The 14,913-nt window shown below is 48.3% G+C and carries 14 protein-coding genes; 1 reads left to right on the top strand and 13 read right to left on the bottom strand.

The window, feature by feature from the left end; genetic code table 11:
- The first annotated feature begins 99 nt into the window (after positions 1-99).
- The gene (locus tag ACR8BL_RS22535; RefSeq protein WP_434749614.1) at positions 100-1,212 is read left to right on the top strand and encodes a substrate-binding domain-containing protein; all 1,113 of its coding nucleotides are present in this window, start codon (positions 100-102) and stop codon (positions 1,210-1,212) included.
- Between the two features lie 378 nt (positions 1,213-1,590).
- On the opposite strand, the gene ACR8BL_RS22530 is transcribed toward ACR8BL_RS22535, so the two are convergent.
- The 13 genes from ACR8BL_RS22530 to ACR8BL_RS22470 form a co-directional block, all read right to left on the bottom strand.
- Positions 1,591-1,932, bottom strand: coding sequence for a DUF3024 domain-containing protein (locus tag ACR8BL_RS22530; RefSeq protein ID WP_434749613.1), 342 nt, complete (start codon positions 1,930-1,932; stop codon positions 1,591-1,593).
- Between the two features lie 38 nt (positions 1,933-1,970).
- Positions 1,971-2,240 (bottom strand): 30S ribosomal protein S14, encoded by a 270-nt coding sequence (rpsN, locus tag ACR8BL_RS22525; RefSeq protein WP_434749612.1) that lies wholly within the window; start codon positions 2,238-2,240, stop codon positions 1,971-1,973.
- Positions 2,241-2,390: 150 nt separating this feature from the next.
- On the bottom strand, positions 2,391-3,587 hold the full coding sequence (locus ACR8BL_RS22520; protein WP_434749611.1) for a GTP-binding protein: 1,197 nt from the start codon (positions 3,585-3,587) through the stop codon (positions 2,391-2,393).
- Positions 3,588-3,977: 390 nt separating this feature from the next.
- Positions 3,978-5,213: a staphylopine family metallophore export MFS transporter CntE gene (gene cntE / locus ACR8BL_RS22515; RefSeq protein ID WP_434749610.1), complete on the bottom strand. Its 1,236-nt coding sequence runs from the start codon at positions 5,211-5,213 to the stop codon at positions 3,978-3,980.
- 51 nt (positions 5,214-5,264) lie between these two features.
- Positions 5,265-6,458 (bottom strand): staphylopine family metallophore export MFS transporter CntE, encoded by a 1,194-nt coding sequence (gene cntE, locus ACR8BL_RS22510; RefSeq protein WP_434749609.1) that lies wholly within the window; start codon positions 6,456-6,458, stop codon positions 5,265-5,267.
- Between the two features lie 121 nt (positions 6,459-6,579).
- On the bottom strand, positions 6,580-7,332 hold the full coding sequence (locus ACR8BL_RS22505) for an ABC transporter ATP-binding protein (RefSeq protein WP_434749608.1): 753 nt from the start codon (positions 7,330-7,332) through the stop codon (positions 6,580-6,582).
- Complete coding sequence (gene cntD / locus ACR8BL_RS22500; RefSeq protein ID WP_434749607.1) at positions 7,333-8,142, bottom strand: staphylopine uptake ABC transporter ATP-binding protein CntD; 810 nt, start codon at positions 8,140-8,142, stop codon at positions 7,333-7,335. It lies immediately after the preceding gene.
- Positions 8,123-9,019 (bottom strand): staphylopine uptake ABC transporter permease subunit CntC, encoded by an 897-nt coding sequence (cntC, locus tag ACR8BL_RS22495; protein WP_434749606.1) that lies wholly within the window; start codon positions 9,017-9,019, stop codon positions 8,123-8,125. The genes cntD and cntC overlap by 20 nt, the downstream gene beginning before the upstream one ends.
- Positions 9,019-9,951 (bottom strand): nickel/cobalt ABC transporter permease, encoded by a 933-nt coding sequence (gene opp1B / locus ACR8BL_RS22490; protein ID WP_434749605.1) that lies wholly within the window; start codon positions 9,949-9,951, stop codon positions 9,019-9,021. The genes cntC and opp1B overlap by 1 nt, the downstream gene beginning before the upstream one ends.
- A gap of 12 nt (positions 9,952-9,963) precedes the next feature.
- Entirely contained in the window at positions 9,964-11,592 is a 1,629-nt protein-coding gene (cntA, locus tag ACR8BL_RS22485; RefSeq protein ID WP_434749604.1) for a staphylopine-dependent metal ABC transporter substrate-binding lipoprotein, read from the bottom strand.
- An 83-nt stretch (positions 11,593-11,675) separates the two neighbouring features.
- Positions 11,676-12,968 carry an opine metallophore biosynthesis dehydrogenase gene (locus ACR8BL_RS22480; protein WP_434749603.1) on the bottom strand — a complete coding sequence of 431 codons (1,293 nt, stop codon included), beginning with the start codon at positions 12,966-12,968 and terminating at the stop codon, positions 11,676-11,678.
- A gap of 138 nt (positions 12,969-13,106) precedes the next feature.
- Positions 13,107-13,907, bottom strand: a complete 801-nt coding sequence (locus ACR8BL_RS22475) for a methyltransferase domain-containing protein (protein WP_434749602.1) — start codon at positions 13,905-13,907, stop codon at positions 13,107-13,109.
- A 62-nt stretch (positions 13,908-13,969) separates the two neighbouring features.
- The gene (locus ACR8BL_RS22470) at positions 13,970-14,836 is read right to left on the bottom strand and encodes a diaminopimelate epimerase (protein WP_434749601.1); all 867 of its coding nucleotides are present in this window, start codon (positions 14,834-14,836) and stop codon (positions 13,970-13,972) included.
- Positions 14,837-14,913 lie beyond the last annotated feature (77 nt).

Below are 14,913 nucleotides of genomic sequence, written 5' to 3'. Positions count from 1 at the left end.
GTCTTCATATAATGGTATAGTACAAGAAACGACTTTTTATTTGGGATTACATATTTAGGGTTTTACGGCCTTTATATTATAGAGGGAGGTTCTTCATCAATGACGGAGGAGCAATCCTACACTACCGAAGAAATAGCCAAGTTGCTTAAAATATCAAAACTGACGGTCTATGACCTGATCAAAAAGGGAGATCTGGTCGCCTACCGTGTAGGCAAACAGATGCGCATAGATGCTACCGATCTGGAAGCATACAAACGTCGCTCGAAGCAGCTCCAGTCGCCAGCACAGGCGCAGCCAAATCCATTGCCGGGAATGACAACCGAGCAACTTTCGACTTTATCTGGTCCGAAACCTGGCCAAACTTCTGGTTCACCCCTAGTCTCCGGACAAGGCGAATCTCCGCATGGAACAGCATCTAAGAACATGGGAGTATCGCCCTCTCAAGCGGGTTCACCTTTGTTCAATAGTGCTACCGCTAGCTCCGCTCAGAACAGTACAGGTACGTCACGTCATCTGGTTATTACGGGGCAGGATGTCAGTCTGGATATTCTGATGCGTCATATCGAGAAGCAGTCTCGGGACATCCGTCCGCTTCGCTCTTTTATGGGCAGTCTGGATGGGCTGATCTCGATGTATCGGGGGGAGTCCGATCTGGTTAGCACCCACCTGCTGGACGGAGACACCGGAGAGTATAATCTGCCTTATATTCGCAAGATTTTAACAGGCTGGTCTTACGTTGTAGTCAATCTATTGTCCCGCCCTGCCGGTCTGTATGTTCCACGCGGTAATCCTCGTCAGTTGAACAGCTGGACAGATCTAAATCAATCAGGCCTGCGCCTTGCGAATCGAGAAAAGGGTTCTGGTGCCCGAGTGCTGCTGGACGAGCAGTTGCGGCTACACGGGATATCTGCTGCTGGACTACTCGGATATGATGTGGAAGAAACAAGTCATATGGGCGTGGCAGCCAAAGTCAGTTCCGGCGAAGCGGATGTAGGTGTAGGCATTGAGAAGGCAGCTCGCCTTGTCGGTCAAGTTGATTTCATTCCGCTCGTTCAGGAGCGCTATGACTTGGTGATGGTAAGAAAACAGGGAAACGAGGCCTGGATTGAATCCGTTTTATACATCCTCCAGTCTCACGAGTTCAGACAGGAGTTGCGAGCGTTCGAGGGATATGATGTATCACGCACAGGTGAGGTTTTATACGAGACTTAGCTGTGGGAGAGTTGAGTAGCTTGGAGTGTGTGCGAGATGTACTCCACTCCACCCAAAGTTTGTTCTTCAACAAATGACTGCTTCTCCACCTGCACTCCTCACGCTAACGATCATCAGAGAGCTTATTTAGCCACATATCGCAGTTTGAAAAATCTAACGATCACCAGAGAGCTTATTTGGTGGAAAATCACCGATTAACCCACCAAAATCGCTATTTTTAGCAAAATAACGCTTCTACGGATCGTTAGAATTTCAAACCCGCTTTTTTGAGGTGAATAGCATTCCTGGAGATCGTTAGATCCTCATATAGCCAATGCACGCTTCTCCAGTTATTTTAGTTATTTCAGTTCTATCACAAGACGCACCACAATAATGTTTTCAATCACGTTCACGCCAAAACACCCCGGAGTCATCTCGCTCCACTTGCTCCAATACATCCTCAAAGTCGGAACATGGCACAACCATATCCGCTGGACTCCAGCTGTGCTGATCATCGCTAGCAAATACCTTCCACTGGTCTCCCTCCCAATAAAAGCGAGCAATCGGCATTCGCTCCCACTGATATCGTTGTCCAGCAGGGCGCTCTTCGGTGAGAATCAACTCATTTTCCTGCATCTCGTAGGTTAACTTCACCATCGTCCGTAACTCTGCTGGTACTTTCTCATGAACATAACCGTTCATCAAGGCTACAATTCGCCGCTGCGTAAACATATCCAACATGGAAGAGACCTCCTTATCAAGAACTCCGCTGATAATGCTTACCAGCTGGATTTGGTAACTCCCGGGATTTGACCTTGATGAGCCAGTTCACGGAATTTGATCCGGGATACTTTGAATTTGCGCAGATATCCACGCGGACGGCCAGTGATCTCGCAACGACTTTTCAATCGTGTTGGTGAAGCGTTCCGGGGCAACTTTTGCAGCGCCTCATAGTCTCCTTTTTTCTTCAGTGCCCGGCGTAAATCCGCATACTTCGCTACGACCGCCTGACGTTGTTTCTCACGCACAACCTTTGATTTTTTAGCCATCTTCCACAGCTCCTTTGTTAGATTAAATTTTTTTTGATGATTCATGAAAAATATATATCCGCCCACTAACTCCATAAGGTTGTCCTACTGTAACGCCCAGATCACTTATAGCTCCTATAGCCTTGCTTCCCTTACACCTTCAAGCCTCTCTTACACAGCTTCAATAGGCCACGGCAACGGGTTGTCAAAATGCCCCCAATCCGCCAGCATCTCTTCATCGCTGAGCAGACATTGATCCAGTTCATCCTCAATGATGGAACGCTCCATATCTATGCCGATCATAACCAATTCCGTTTGGCGATCACCCCACTCGGCATCCCATTTTGCAAGCACTTCAGGCTCTGTCCTCAAAATCTCTTCCTTGTCCACTTCCGGCAGCGCGGCAACCCAATGCCCGGCAGGCCCGAACTGGATGGATGGCCCAGCCTGACTCAGACTGGCAGCCACATCTCCTTCAGCGGCAAGCCATACCAGCCCTTTGGCACGCACAACCTCCTCCGGCCAGTAGCTCATAAATTCAGCCAGTCGGGAAGGATGAAACGGCTTCCTGCGGCGGTACACAAATGATCCGATACCGTATTCTTCAGTCTCTGGTGTGTGGGACTCTTTTTCCAACTCCTGAATCCAGCCAGCCGACATACTCACTTTCTCAAAATCAAACCGTCCCGTATTCAGAATCTCTACCGGATTCACCTGTCCGTTCACCGTACGAATGATTTTTGCATTCGGCTGCAACTTGCGGATAATGCCCTCCAGTTTGTAAAGTTCCGCTTCTTCCACGAGATCACATTTGTTCAGCAGCAACACATCACAGGTCTCAATCTGATCAATGAGCAAATCCACCACATCACGAGTATCCTCATCTCCAGTCGCTTGGTTTCGATCCAGCAAGCTTTGTCCCGAGGCATAATCATGCCAGAAACGGTTAGCGTCAACAACGGTTACTAGACAATCCAGCTTCGCCAGTCGTGTCAGATCAATACCTGTCTCTTCATCGGCATACGTAAATGTCTGTGCCACCGGAACAGGTTCGCTAATGCCTGTCGACTCGATCAGGATGTAGTCATACTTGCCTTCGTTTACCAGCTTTTCGATCTCCTGCATCAGATCATCACGAAGGGTGCAGCAGATGCATCCGTTAGACATTTCCACTAGTTTCTCTTCGGTACGAGAGAGCGTTGCCTCTCCTTTTACCATCGCCGCATCCATGTTGACCTCACTCATGTCGTTCACGATCACAGCGACTTTCAGCCCTTGGCGATTGTGCAGCACATGATTCAGAACCGTTGTTTTGCCTGACCCAAGGTAACCGCTAAGAACGGTCACCGGTATTTGCTTTTGTGTCATACAGATCTTCTCCTTATAGGTAAAGTCCATCTTGATGAGTGAACTTTTCATTTAATAGTAATTATTACGATTAACAACAATGAATATAATCCTGCTTGGCGCCGTTGTCAAATCTTTTTTCGTGTCTCATGCAAAAAATAATAAAAAAAAGCTTATGAATCCCCTGCACATTCGCATTCGTGATGCGCTTCGCAGAAGAACCCATAAGCTTTACCTGTAACTCTTTATTTGTAACTATTCATCTGTAACTCTTTACCAGTATTTCTTCATCTCAAGCTCTTTTTGTATAACCCTATTGCTTGCGACCTGTACTGCTTCCTTTACCTTCTACCGTACCTTTATCTAAATCCATACCTTACCCTTGTCTTTCCTTCTGTCTTCCAACTCAACTCACTGACTCACTGACGCAGTAATAGACTTATTCCCGGCTTCCATCCGTTGTCTGAAAAGCACCACCACAATGAATGCTGCAACAGAGAGCATCGTACAAACCGTAAACATGGCTGAATAAGAGCTCATCTGCACCACAATGCCCATCGCCAGCCCGCCCAGCGAAAAACCGAGGTCATACGAGGACATAAATATGCCCATAAGCACGTATCTCGAATCCGCCGGCAGCACAAAAGACAAATACGTGGTCAGGGTCGGATACAGCAACGCCAGCGCGAATCCGCTAAACACTGCTGAAATATACACAAATGGCCCTAGCATATCCATCAGGCTGAGCAGTTGTGTCCCAAGCGCCGCAGATAACATCAGACCTGCCATAAGCCACGTATTCCAGCTGCCATCTGACGGTATTTTTTTGCGCAAAATAAATCGGCACAGGATCACGACAAGGCCCTGAATCGTTAAAAAAACACCCGCACTCGCCTTACCTGTCGATACCATATAGAGCGGAAGAAACGTCGCTGTCGCACCAAAAACACAAGATGCAAACAGCATCACCACACTGCTAACGAGCAGTGGTGTACTGCGCCAGATGCCGCTGAACGAGCGCAGCATATCCCCCAGCGTATACGTTTTGTTCTGCACCGTGCTCTGTGGCAAATCTACTTTGTACCCAAGCAACAGGGGCAGTGCCGCCAATCCAATCATTAACAGCGTAAAAGCCAACTCGCTGGCATTTTGCCAGATTTGCACGGCCAGAATCGGAATGACCAGCGAAGGCACCATCGTAAACAGAGTGTACATCGCCAGCCCTTGCGCACGATCCTTATCTTCCAACCTTTCCACAATACCCGCCTGCATCGTCATCGAGAAAAATGCTGTCGCCACACCCTGCAGTGCCCGCAGCCACAGGTACGTTTCCACCCCGGACACGATAAACAGTAGCAACGTTCCGGCATGTAACATCAGTAGCCATCGCATGACCCGAAGCGGCCCATGCTTGCCCAGCATCTGTGCCGCAAAGGGCCGCAGCAGCATACAGGTAAACATGTAACTGCCCATCATCAGACCAATTTCAGCCTGGTTTAACCCGGCAGCTTCACTTCGCAAAGGCAAAATAATAGTCAACGCCGCATTCGCCGCAAAAAATAAAAAAGCCAGTATGTAAAACCCGATAAAGGAAAACGATACCGGGTTTAATTTTCCACTGGATGTTGTCGTTATAGAAGATTTCAATCGTTCATACCTGCTTTCTCTAACACGTACCCACGTTCCCTGGCCGTCAGCTCATGAGGTTCCGGTAGCCGCTTTACGCCGTTCATAGGCAAAAACGATCATCACCGCTCCTAGAATAGCACAGATCATGTACATAAATGAATAGGAAGAGATGTCAGCGATCGGCCCCATGACCACACCGCCCAGCGAAATGCCCAAATCGGCTGTCGCAATAAACAAACCCATGAGTATATTACGGTTCATCTGAGGCAAAACAAAGGACAGATAAGTTGTAAGTGTCGGATACAAAATCGCTTGAGCAATCCCCATCAGAACAGCACCCAAATAAAAGAAGATCATGCCGCCCGTAACGGAAAAGCTCACACACTGTGCCGAAACAGCCAGCAACAACATCGTGGTCATGATAAATGGTGAATGCCACTTTCCGTCCGAAGGAATCCGTTTGCGGAGTGCAATCCTAGCGAGCACCACTGTACCCGCCTGCAACATCAAATAGACGCCAGCATTGCCACTTGGAATCTGACTCGCATACAGCGGAATAAAGGTAGTGACCGCGCCAAATACAACCGATGCACTCAGCATCAGCACACTGCAACGGAACAATAATGGATTTTTCACCAGCTGTCCGAAGGATTCCCACATACTCACGTTCTGCCAGAATACATCTGCAGCAGACTTCGGCTCTTCCTTATTTTGTTCCATCCTGGCGGTATATCCGAATACCCCCGTACAGACCGCGATCCCGATCAGCACCACTGTAAAATAATCCATGCCTCCGGCCTGCCAAATAGCCAAAGCAAGCACCGGGCCAACAATGCCCGGAATATAACTGAACAGCGAATAATAGGAGATGCCCTGAGAGCGATCTTTCTCCGGTAGCGCATCAATGATGCCAATCTGTAGCGCCATGGAAAAAAAGGCCGTCGATACGCCTTGCAAAATACGTGCAATCAGATAACCGCCAAGTCCTGTAAACGTGTAGAGAATCAGCGCAAATCCATTGATGATCAGAATAATCCGCAGAATTTTGATCGGCCCGTGCTTTTGAATAATTTTACCTGCCCACGGTCTGAAAAACATCGTTGTAAACATATACGCACCCATAATCAGCCCGATGGTCGTACTACTCGCACCAAGGAATGCTCCCTGCAACGGAATAATCACATTGAGAATGGCATTGGCACTGAAGTAGAGAAGCACCAAAATATACAAACGCAAAAAAGGCCAAGACATTGCCCCACTCACAACAAATGTTCCCCCTTACTTATAATGCTCTCCCAAATTACACACATAGGCGGCTCCTCCCGCTTCCACACGAAACGCTTCTTTCCCCCTTCAATCATAACCGTCTCTCCACTTCTCCACGCTACAATGAAATGAGATGGCTCAACAATTGTTGAGCATAGTCGGACTGCACATGCCTTAACTGTTCAACCGAAACGGTTTCTTCAACCTGACCCTCTCTGAAAAAAATAAGCCTGTCACAAATATAGGCAGCCGCCTGAATATCATGCGTAATGAAGACATAACTCATCTTGTACAGGCTTTTCAACGATTTCAGCAACTGCAAAACCTGAATCTGGACCGACACATCCAGCGAGCTGACGGCTTCGTCCAGCACAAGGTACTGAGGCTCTGTTGAGACCGCTCTTGCGATGCAAACTCGCTGTGCTTCCCCGCCGGACAGCTCATGCGTATACTTGAGCCGGTACGACGAGTCTAATCCAACTTGGGCAAGCAGCGGTTCTACTTTTGCGTTAATTCGCTGTCTCTGTCCCTGCTTTTCCAGTGCCTTCATCGGCTCCATAATCGCATCCTGCACCGTAAGAAACGGATTGATCGATGAGGTATAGTTTTGAAAAACAGCGCTGATCCGGCCCATTCGCACGCGCCGGTTCTTCACATCTTTTCCCTCCAGCCGGATGGTACCGCGATCCGGGCTTTCCAGCCCCAGCATCAACCGACCCAGTGTGGATTTGCCGCTGCCACTCTCCCCGATAATGCCGAGGCATTCACCCTGCCGGCATTCCAAGGTCACCTTTTTCAACACCTGCTGCCGACGCTTCGAGAACAGTCCGCCTTGTACATATGATTTCTCAACCTGATCTACCGTTAGCATCTATGATCCCTCCTGCATCAATGCTTTGAAATGATTGCTCAGTTCCAGCCGGGTAGATACGAGATAACGGGTATACACATGGGTAGGCTCTTGCAAAACAGACTGCATGGTTCCCTGCTCGACAATTTTCCCGTCTTTCATAACCATCACATCATCCGCAATTTTCTGTACAACGCCGAGATCATGGGAGATAAAGATCATAGAGCAGCCCATACGTTCACGCAGCTGGATCAGTTGCTCCAACACTTCATATTGGGAGATCGTGTCCAGCGCTGTGGTTGGCTCATCTGCAATAATCAAATCCGGTTCCAGCACAAGAGCGAGCGCAATCATGATTCGTTGCAACATGCCGCCCGACAGTTGATGTGGATATTTGTTTAGAATATCAACGGGATTTCGAAGCATAACACTCTCCATCGCCTGCTGCATTCTCCGCTCCAGCTCACGGGTGTTCCAGCGATAATGTGTTTGCAATGTCTCCCGGATATGCACACCGATCACACAGGAAGGATCAAATGCACTCATGCCATGCTGCAAAATCACACACAGCTGCTTGCCTCTTCGACGCCGCATCTCCTTTTCGGAGAGCTGATTCAAATCTATGCCCCGAAACAGCATCTTTCCCGATTGGCGCATATTAAGCTTATTCAGCCGCATCAGAGCTCTGCATGTGACTGATTTACCGCTACCGCTCTCCCCAACAATCGCCATGCAGCTCCCCTGCCGCAAAGTAAATGAACTGTCATGAATGATGACCTGATCTGTACGTGTATCCCAAACCTTCAGGTGTTCAACCTCGACTATATTCATAGGCTGTCTTTCTCACCTCTCTTTCACGAGATTTATCCGGCTTGCCTGAAGAGGTCATTAATTTCGGGTCCAACGCTACCTGAAGTGCATCTGATAAAAAGTTGAAAGCCGATACCACAACAATGATCGCAAGCCCCGGTGCAAGCATCAGTTCCGGTCTGGAGAACATGACTTCTCTCGCCTCATTTAGCATCATGCCCCACTCTGAGTGGGGAGCCTGGATGCCAAGTCCCAGAAAGGATAGCCCCGACACCTGCAACATCATGGAACACATTGCACCACTGGAGATTACGGCGATATCGGCAAAGGTTACCGGAAGGATGTGACGTGTAATAATGGTTAGATTCGGTATGCCCGAAGCTTTGGCGAATTTCACATAATCCATGTCCGCAAATTGCATCACGGATGTACGAATGACACGAGCAAACCAGGCCCATTTCATGCAAACAAATGCGATCAGAATATTTTCCAGCCCCGCCCCCAAAATACCAACCACCGCCAGGGTCATCACATATCCGGGAAAAGACAGCATAATATCACAGGTTCGCATCAACCACGCATCCACTTTACCTTTGAAATACCCTGCGACAAACCCCACCGCCGCACCAATCAGCACCGAGAAGCCGAGTGCCGCAAGCACCCACAACACACTCGGGCGGATACCGTAGAACATTCTGGACAGCACACATCGACCAAGGTGATCATTGCCTAGCAAGTAAGGCCAGGAGGGTGAGGCGTAGCGCAGTTTCATATTGATGGCTCCGGGGTCATGAGGTGCCACGAGAGGTGCACAGATTCCCAGAACAATGGTCATGACAATAATGGCAAGAGAGGTCAACGCCAGCTTGTCACGGCTCAGATTTTTGTATAGTCGCATCAGATTTCCTTTCTTAAACGAGGATTCAGCGCAGCATTGATCATGTCCGAAAGCATGTTAAACAACACAAACGTTACCGCCAAAATGAGCACATACGCCTGAATGATCGGAAAATCCCGGCTCAGAATCGACTTTACACTCAGCCGGCCAAGCCCGGGCCACGCAAATACATTTTCAATAACAACCGTGCTGCCCAGTACAATCGGAATGGCCATGCAGAAGATGGACACCGCGACTTGCAAGGAGTTACGCAAGATGTGCAGCATGACCTTCCGCTCGCTAAGCCCACTTGCTCGGGCATATAACACATAATCCTCATTCATGTTGCTCAGCATCGCACTGCGTACCGTCCGGAAATAAATGCCCGTATAACTGACCGTGATCACCAGCACAGGCAGAATGTAGCTGCGATAAGAGTCCATGCCACTGGTCGGCAGCAGGTCTATTTTCACCGAAAAATACCAGATCAGAATGGCCGCAAGCCAATAAGACGGCATCGCTGTCAGGAAAAAGGAAACGCCTCTGACTGATTGATCCAGCAGCTTCCCTTCTTTCAAAGCACAGAGTACGCCAAGTAATATGGATAACACGATGATGAAGACGGATGATACCAGCGTAAGTTTTAATGTATTCAGTAACGCTGGCCCGATCAAAGACCACACCGACTCACCAGACACATAAGAATATCCAAAGTCAAACTGCACAACGGCCACCATCCAGTCCATATAACGAACGAGGAAAGGCTGGTTAAAACCCAGCGCTTCATTCGTTTGATCGATCAGTTCAGCGGTGATCTGTGGTACATCCTGAGCCTGCAGGACAACTACGGCCGGATCGAGTGGGGAAAGATTGATTAGTAGAAAAGTAATCAACGAAATAATGACCAGTAAAGGGATGGTCAGCAGCAGTCGTTTGGCAATATAACTTCCCATGGCCCTCTCCCCCTACTCGAATTTCATCTCCTCAAACGGCAATTCATACTGAGTCTGTTTGAAGGTAATGCCTTGTAGACGTTTCGGAGCAACAATGGTGACACGCCCGTTCGTAAGCGGGATGAACACCGCTTCATCATGTACTATTTTTAAAATATCCGCATAAAGTGCTTTTCTCGATTCTTCATCTGTTGAACTCATCACCTGATCGATTCTCCGATACAATTCATCCGCTTCGGCAATGCCACTTGTCGTATGTTTGTACGCTGAATCCGACGTAAACGCGGCGATGGTACTCTGCGGGTCATACGCTAGTCCCCAGGTCTGATTGAACAACAGGTCATATTCCCCGGTCGCTCTTCGGTTCGCAATGGAAGAGGACTCTTCGCCCGCCAGATCAAGTTCCATACCGATCTCTTTCATCGCATATTGGATGAACTCCGCCTGCATTTTCTGAGAGGACGAGTTGCTGTCATAATACAGTTTCATCGCTAAGGGTTGGCCGTTCTTCGCACGTACGCTCTTGCCCTCTGCCAAAGTCCAGCCTGCCTGATCCAGCAGTCGTTTGGCTGCTTCCGGATCATACGTTCGAACCTTTAGATCGACATTGGCATAGTTCACATTGGATGAAAATAAGGTGTTGGCTACCGTCTGCATGCCATTAAAAATATCCTTGCTAATCGTCTCCCGATCGATACCGATCCATAATGCTTCCCGCACAGCCTTTTCATGAACCGGGCTGTTCTGCTTGCTGCTATTCACCACAATCATCGCTGTGTTCATCGCATCACTTCGCACCACCTGATACTCGCCGGATGTAGCGAGTTGGTCCATCGCTTCTACGTCAATGCTGTCTGCCCCGCGATCATCCGTGAAGACGAAGTTGATTTCGCCTTTTTGCAGTGCGAGATATGTCGTTTCTCCAGCGGGAAGCACTTTGGCCGTGATTTTATGAATCGCAGGTACACCGCCCCAGTATTCCGTATTGGCTTCAAAGGTGGCATTCTCTTCGACCTTATGCCCGGTCAGCTTGTACGGCCCAGTCCCATGGAAACCGTTCACCCCGTCCTTGGTTCCACCATTTTTGAAATCCTTTGGTGAGATGAAGACATAAGGCCTGGTCATGGACAACTCCACCAGTGTCGGATAATAGGCATCTGACAGAACCAATTCCACGGTGTACTCATCCACCACTTTGACCTCTTTAATTTTGGTGGAAAGTTTGATCCAGGCATGTTTCCCCGCATTGGCCTGAACCGCTTCGATATTCTGTTTGACCGCCTCGGCATTAAAGGGCTCGCCGTCATGGAACTTCACCCCTTTGCGCAGATGAAAGGTATACGTTTTGCCGTCCTTCGAGATGTCCCATGATTCTGCCAGCAATGGTTTGATTCCCTCTGCTGTGTTCTCGACCAGAGATTCATACACCATGCCTTGCGCAGGCATCGAACCTGTGTACAGATGTGGATTCATATCATTGATATCTTTCGCAGAAGCGTAGATAATTTCATTGTTGATCTCACTAACCGATGATGCCGCTTGGCTGTTCTCCTTTGTGGCATTTTGAGCACAGCCCGAGATCATCGCAATGACCGCGACCATTGTTACAATCCGTGTAAAAGCACGTCTTTTTCTCACCATAGTTCCCCCTTGATAAGCATATAAAATTTAAATTAACCCTTTACACAAGACCACTCCGCGGTCAGAACAACCTCCGATCCCTGTTATCCCTCAAACCTGTTGCAGATCATACGAATATCCTGCTGAAACGACTGGATCACAAACGCGGTGGACAGGCGCTGATCTGGATATGTGCGCGTCACTTCCTGAAGCTTTGCTTCATATGTGGCAATGAAATGATCTATTGTTGGACAGTCAACACTCACATGTCTGGCGATGCCCTGAATGATTTTGATGCGGTAATAATCTTCCTTTGGCATTCTCGGAACGTCGAACTCTCCCTCGCGGTTTATAAATATTCGGCGGAACGGAACAGCGGAGAAGTCAAAATATGTGCCGGCAGCATCCGGCTCCGAGAACGGATCAATTAATAACGAGGCGTATCGTATGTATAATAAAAACTCCTGATGGATGGCCTGTAATTGATCAAATTGTTCGATATCCTCACGTGATAAACTCTCTAATCGAACCGGATAATTGTCATCGGTCATGAACTTCAGCAGGTTTACTCCCTGAATATGAAGTCTGTCTGTAATCTGCTGAATCTCCTCCCACTGTGTCCTCATACTACGAATCAGCGCAGGTGTAATCGGCCCTTCGGGATACAGCTTATAAACATATTTTTGTACACCTTGTTCGCCAAAAATGGCTCCTAACGAAAAGTCATTCATAAACAATGGTGGATGAACGTACAACGAAATATTTCTCGTTTCGGCTTCCAGTGGGGAAGACATGACGGCGAGTAAAATATGCAACCGCTCGAACAGCTCGCTTAATTGCTGCACATAGGCTGAAGATGGAGCGGTGGAACCAATGTAAACCCTTCTTTTGACCCCTGTTGTGATGACCACATTTGACGGTTGTTCGTGCATCCAGCGGGTATCCCCCAGATAGGTGGAGAAACTGATGATTTCCGGGGTTGCATTCCGTTCAAGCATATACTCGCTCACCAGGAGGCTGGAACCAACAGTTGGGGAAACTAAAATGATGCATTTCAGTTGTTTCATGAATTGGTCATCAATTTGCTGTAATACATCGATATAGGCATCGGTGGTGACAGCCAAAATCAGCGTATCCCACTCCCCTTCAAGGGTGTTATACCCTCTATACACCTGATCCACCGTACAGTCCCCTGCCAAGGGTCGATGCTTCTCATTTTGAATCGCCACCTGAACTTGTTGCTGGCTCTGTTCAAATGATGCAAAGAACGATGCTGACCGCACGGATACCCTGCCCGCTATACCGACGTGACAGCCCAGATGTATTTTCAAGGTTACCGCAAGCTGAACAGATGCCGGGCCAGTGCCGCATAACAGGACTCTTTCAACGCCGCTCATATATACCTCCCTGTAAACAAATACAAACTTACGTACATACACATGTAAAAATTTATGCGAAATCGAACTAAAGGCTATCTTATTTACACGAATGGAAACTAAAATCAATCTATTAATAAAAAAGTTAAAGATCAGCTTTTACTTGAATGCCTTCTGATACAATGCGATATCAAACACATCATGTGGGCGCAAAATGTTGTCTGCCAACCTCCATTTGCTGCTGTCCATCTCTCTCATGGGATAGTTAAACAGTGATTTCAACTGATTACCATACCGCATAGCTACAACCACTTGTTCATTGGTCAGCGCATGTAATTGATCGAGCAGGTCATACTTGTTACCCACGGTTGAGCTGAAAATAATATGTGTCGCCTGTCTGGTATACGCCAGATCCTCCAGCAGTTGCTGCTCCAAACGAATGTTCAAGCCTGCGCCAAGCGTCTCTACAACCTTACGCCCCAGCATGATTGCCTCTGCGTCGATATCTATGCCGACCACCTCGGCTCCGGTACGTTTAGCGATCAGTAAAGGCGTCATCGGAAATGAACCGGAACCCACCAGCAGCACTTTGGATTGAGGTGTCACCTGAAAGCTGCCAAACTCTTTGTCGATGCACTCTTCGATATTTTTAAAATAATCCGCAATCTGCACTTCTCCATCCTGCAGCTTCAATGCCCTGTATTTCTCCATAATTGCGACGCACTGAGCGGACTTTTGTCTTAGCGCTTGAACGAGCGAATCAAGCTGCTCCAGTTCTGCTTGCCTCAACATGTCCCAGGCAATCTTGTGATCAGGGTCGGTCACAAACCGTGAATACTCGTTAATCACCGCTTCCAGTTCCGCGCTGTGCTCAAGCGTCTGATCATATCCGGCCGCCAGCTTGGCAAATTGTTCGGCAAATGCACGAAGTCTGGTCTCCAAGTGGATCAACGTGATCATTACCTCTCCTCCTGCACTTTGTAATGGTGAAACCATCTTACATCTCAGTCTCAGGCATCCTTTCAGACATTTACGATGCTCCTGCTCTCCTCCAGCGAGGCATCAATAAAAGCTGTGCCATAGGCAACAATGCCGACAGTTCCCTCAATCGTAATGACCTTCACCCCTTGGGCGCCCCACTGAGCGGTCACCTTAATCGTACCTCCAGGCTGCTTGACCAACTGGATGACTTCGCTCTGTCTAAGCCAGGCCTGATAAGCGCCTACAGAGGCCGTGCCTGATCCGCATCCTCTTTCCCAGATCAGACTGTCCAGCTGCGGCACATAAATGAGAGGGGCCATTTCTTGCGTAGGGGGGTGATATAACAAAACACCGATCATTTTGTCTCCCATCGTGAGTCCCAGTAACCGTGCGAGATGCTGTGCCCTTCGTTTCATCAGGTCATCAAAATCCTGCACTTCAATCACGATGTGAATAAATTCGGTATACCGGACAATGACGATCTCCAGCTCCATACCTTCAAACGTAATCTTCCGCCGCTCGACCTTCTCGGGAACAGGCATCGTAACCCGGCAATCATACCGATGCTCTCGCCGCTTCACCTGACAGCTGATCAAGTCCTCTGTGCCTGAAACATCCAGCTTGATATTCATGGACGCTTGCTTCTCCAGCCCTGCTTCTGATGCAATATGGGCTGCCAGTGCCATACAAGCATTGCCACAAAACTCTCCTCCTGCCATCTCCAGACGGGCAACGGCTTCTGGCCTTCGTGACTGCTTGATGAACCCGACTTGTTCAGCGTGGACATGATCATAGGACATCAGGCTGGAAGCGATGTCACTGTAATGTTCGGCTGCATGATCCGTTCTCACCAGAAGGGTCATGTTCTGCGTCGGATTACATTTGATAAAATCAATCTCTTGTTTCATTGCGGCGGCGGCTCCTGTTCTATAGATTCGAATTGAAGTTCTCCGTTTCACATTTCGAAATTAATAGTAATAATTAC

The sequence above is a fragment of the Paenibacillus amylolyticus genome, from assembly GCF_051136285.1.
GTDB classification, from domain to species: domain Bacteria; phylum Bacillota; class Bacilli; order Paenibacillales; family Paenibacillaceae; genus Paenibacillus; species Paenibacillus amylolyticus_F.
Note: the sequence above shows the minus strand (reverse complement) of the source record. Positions and strands in the feature narration are given on the sequence as shown.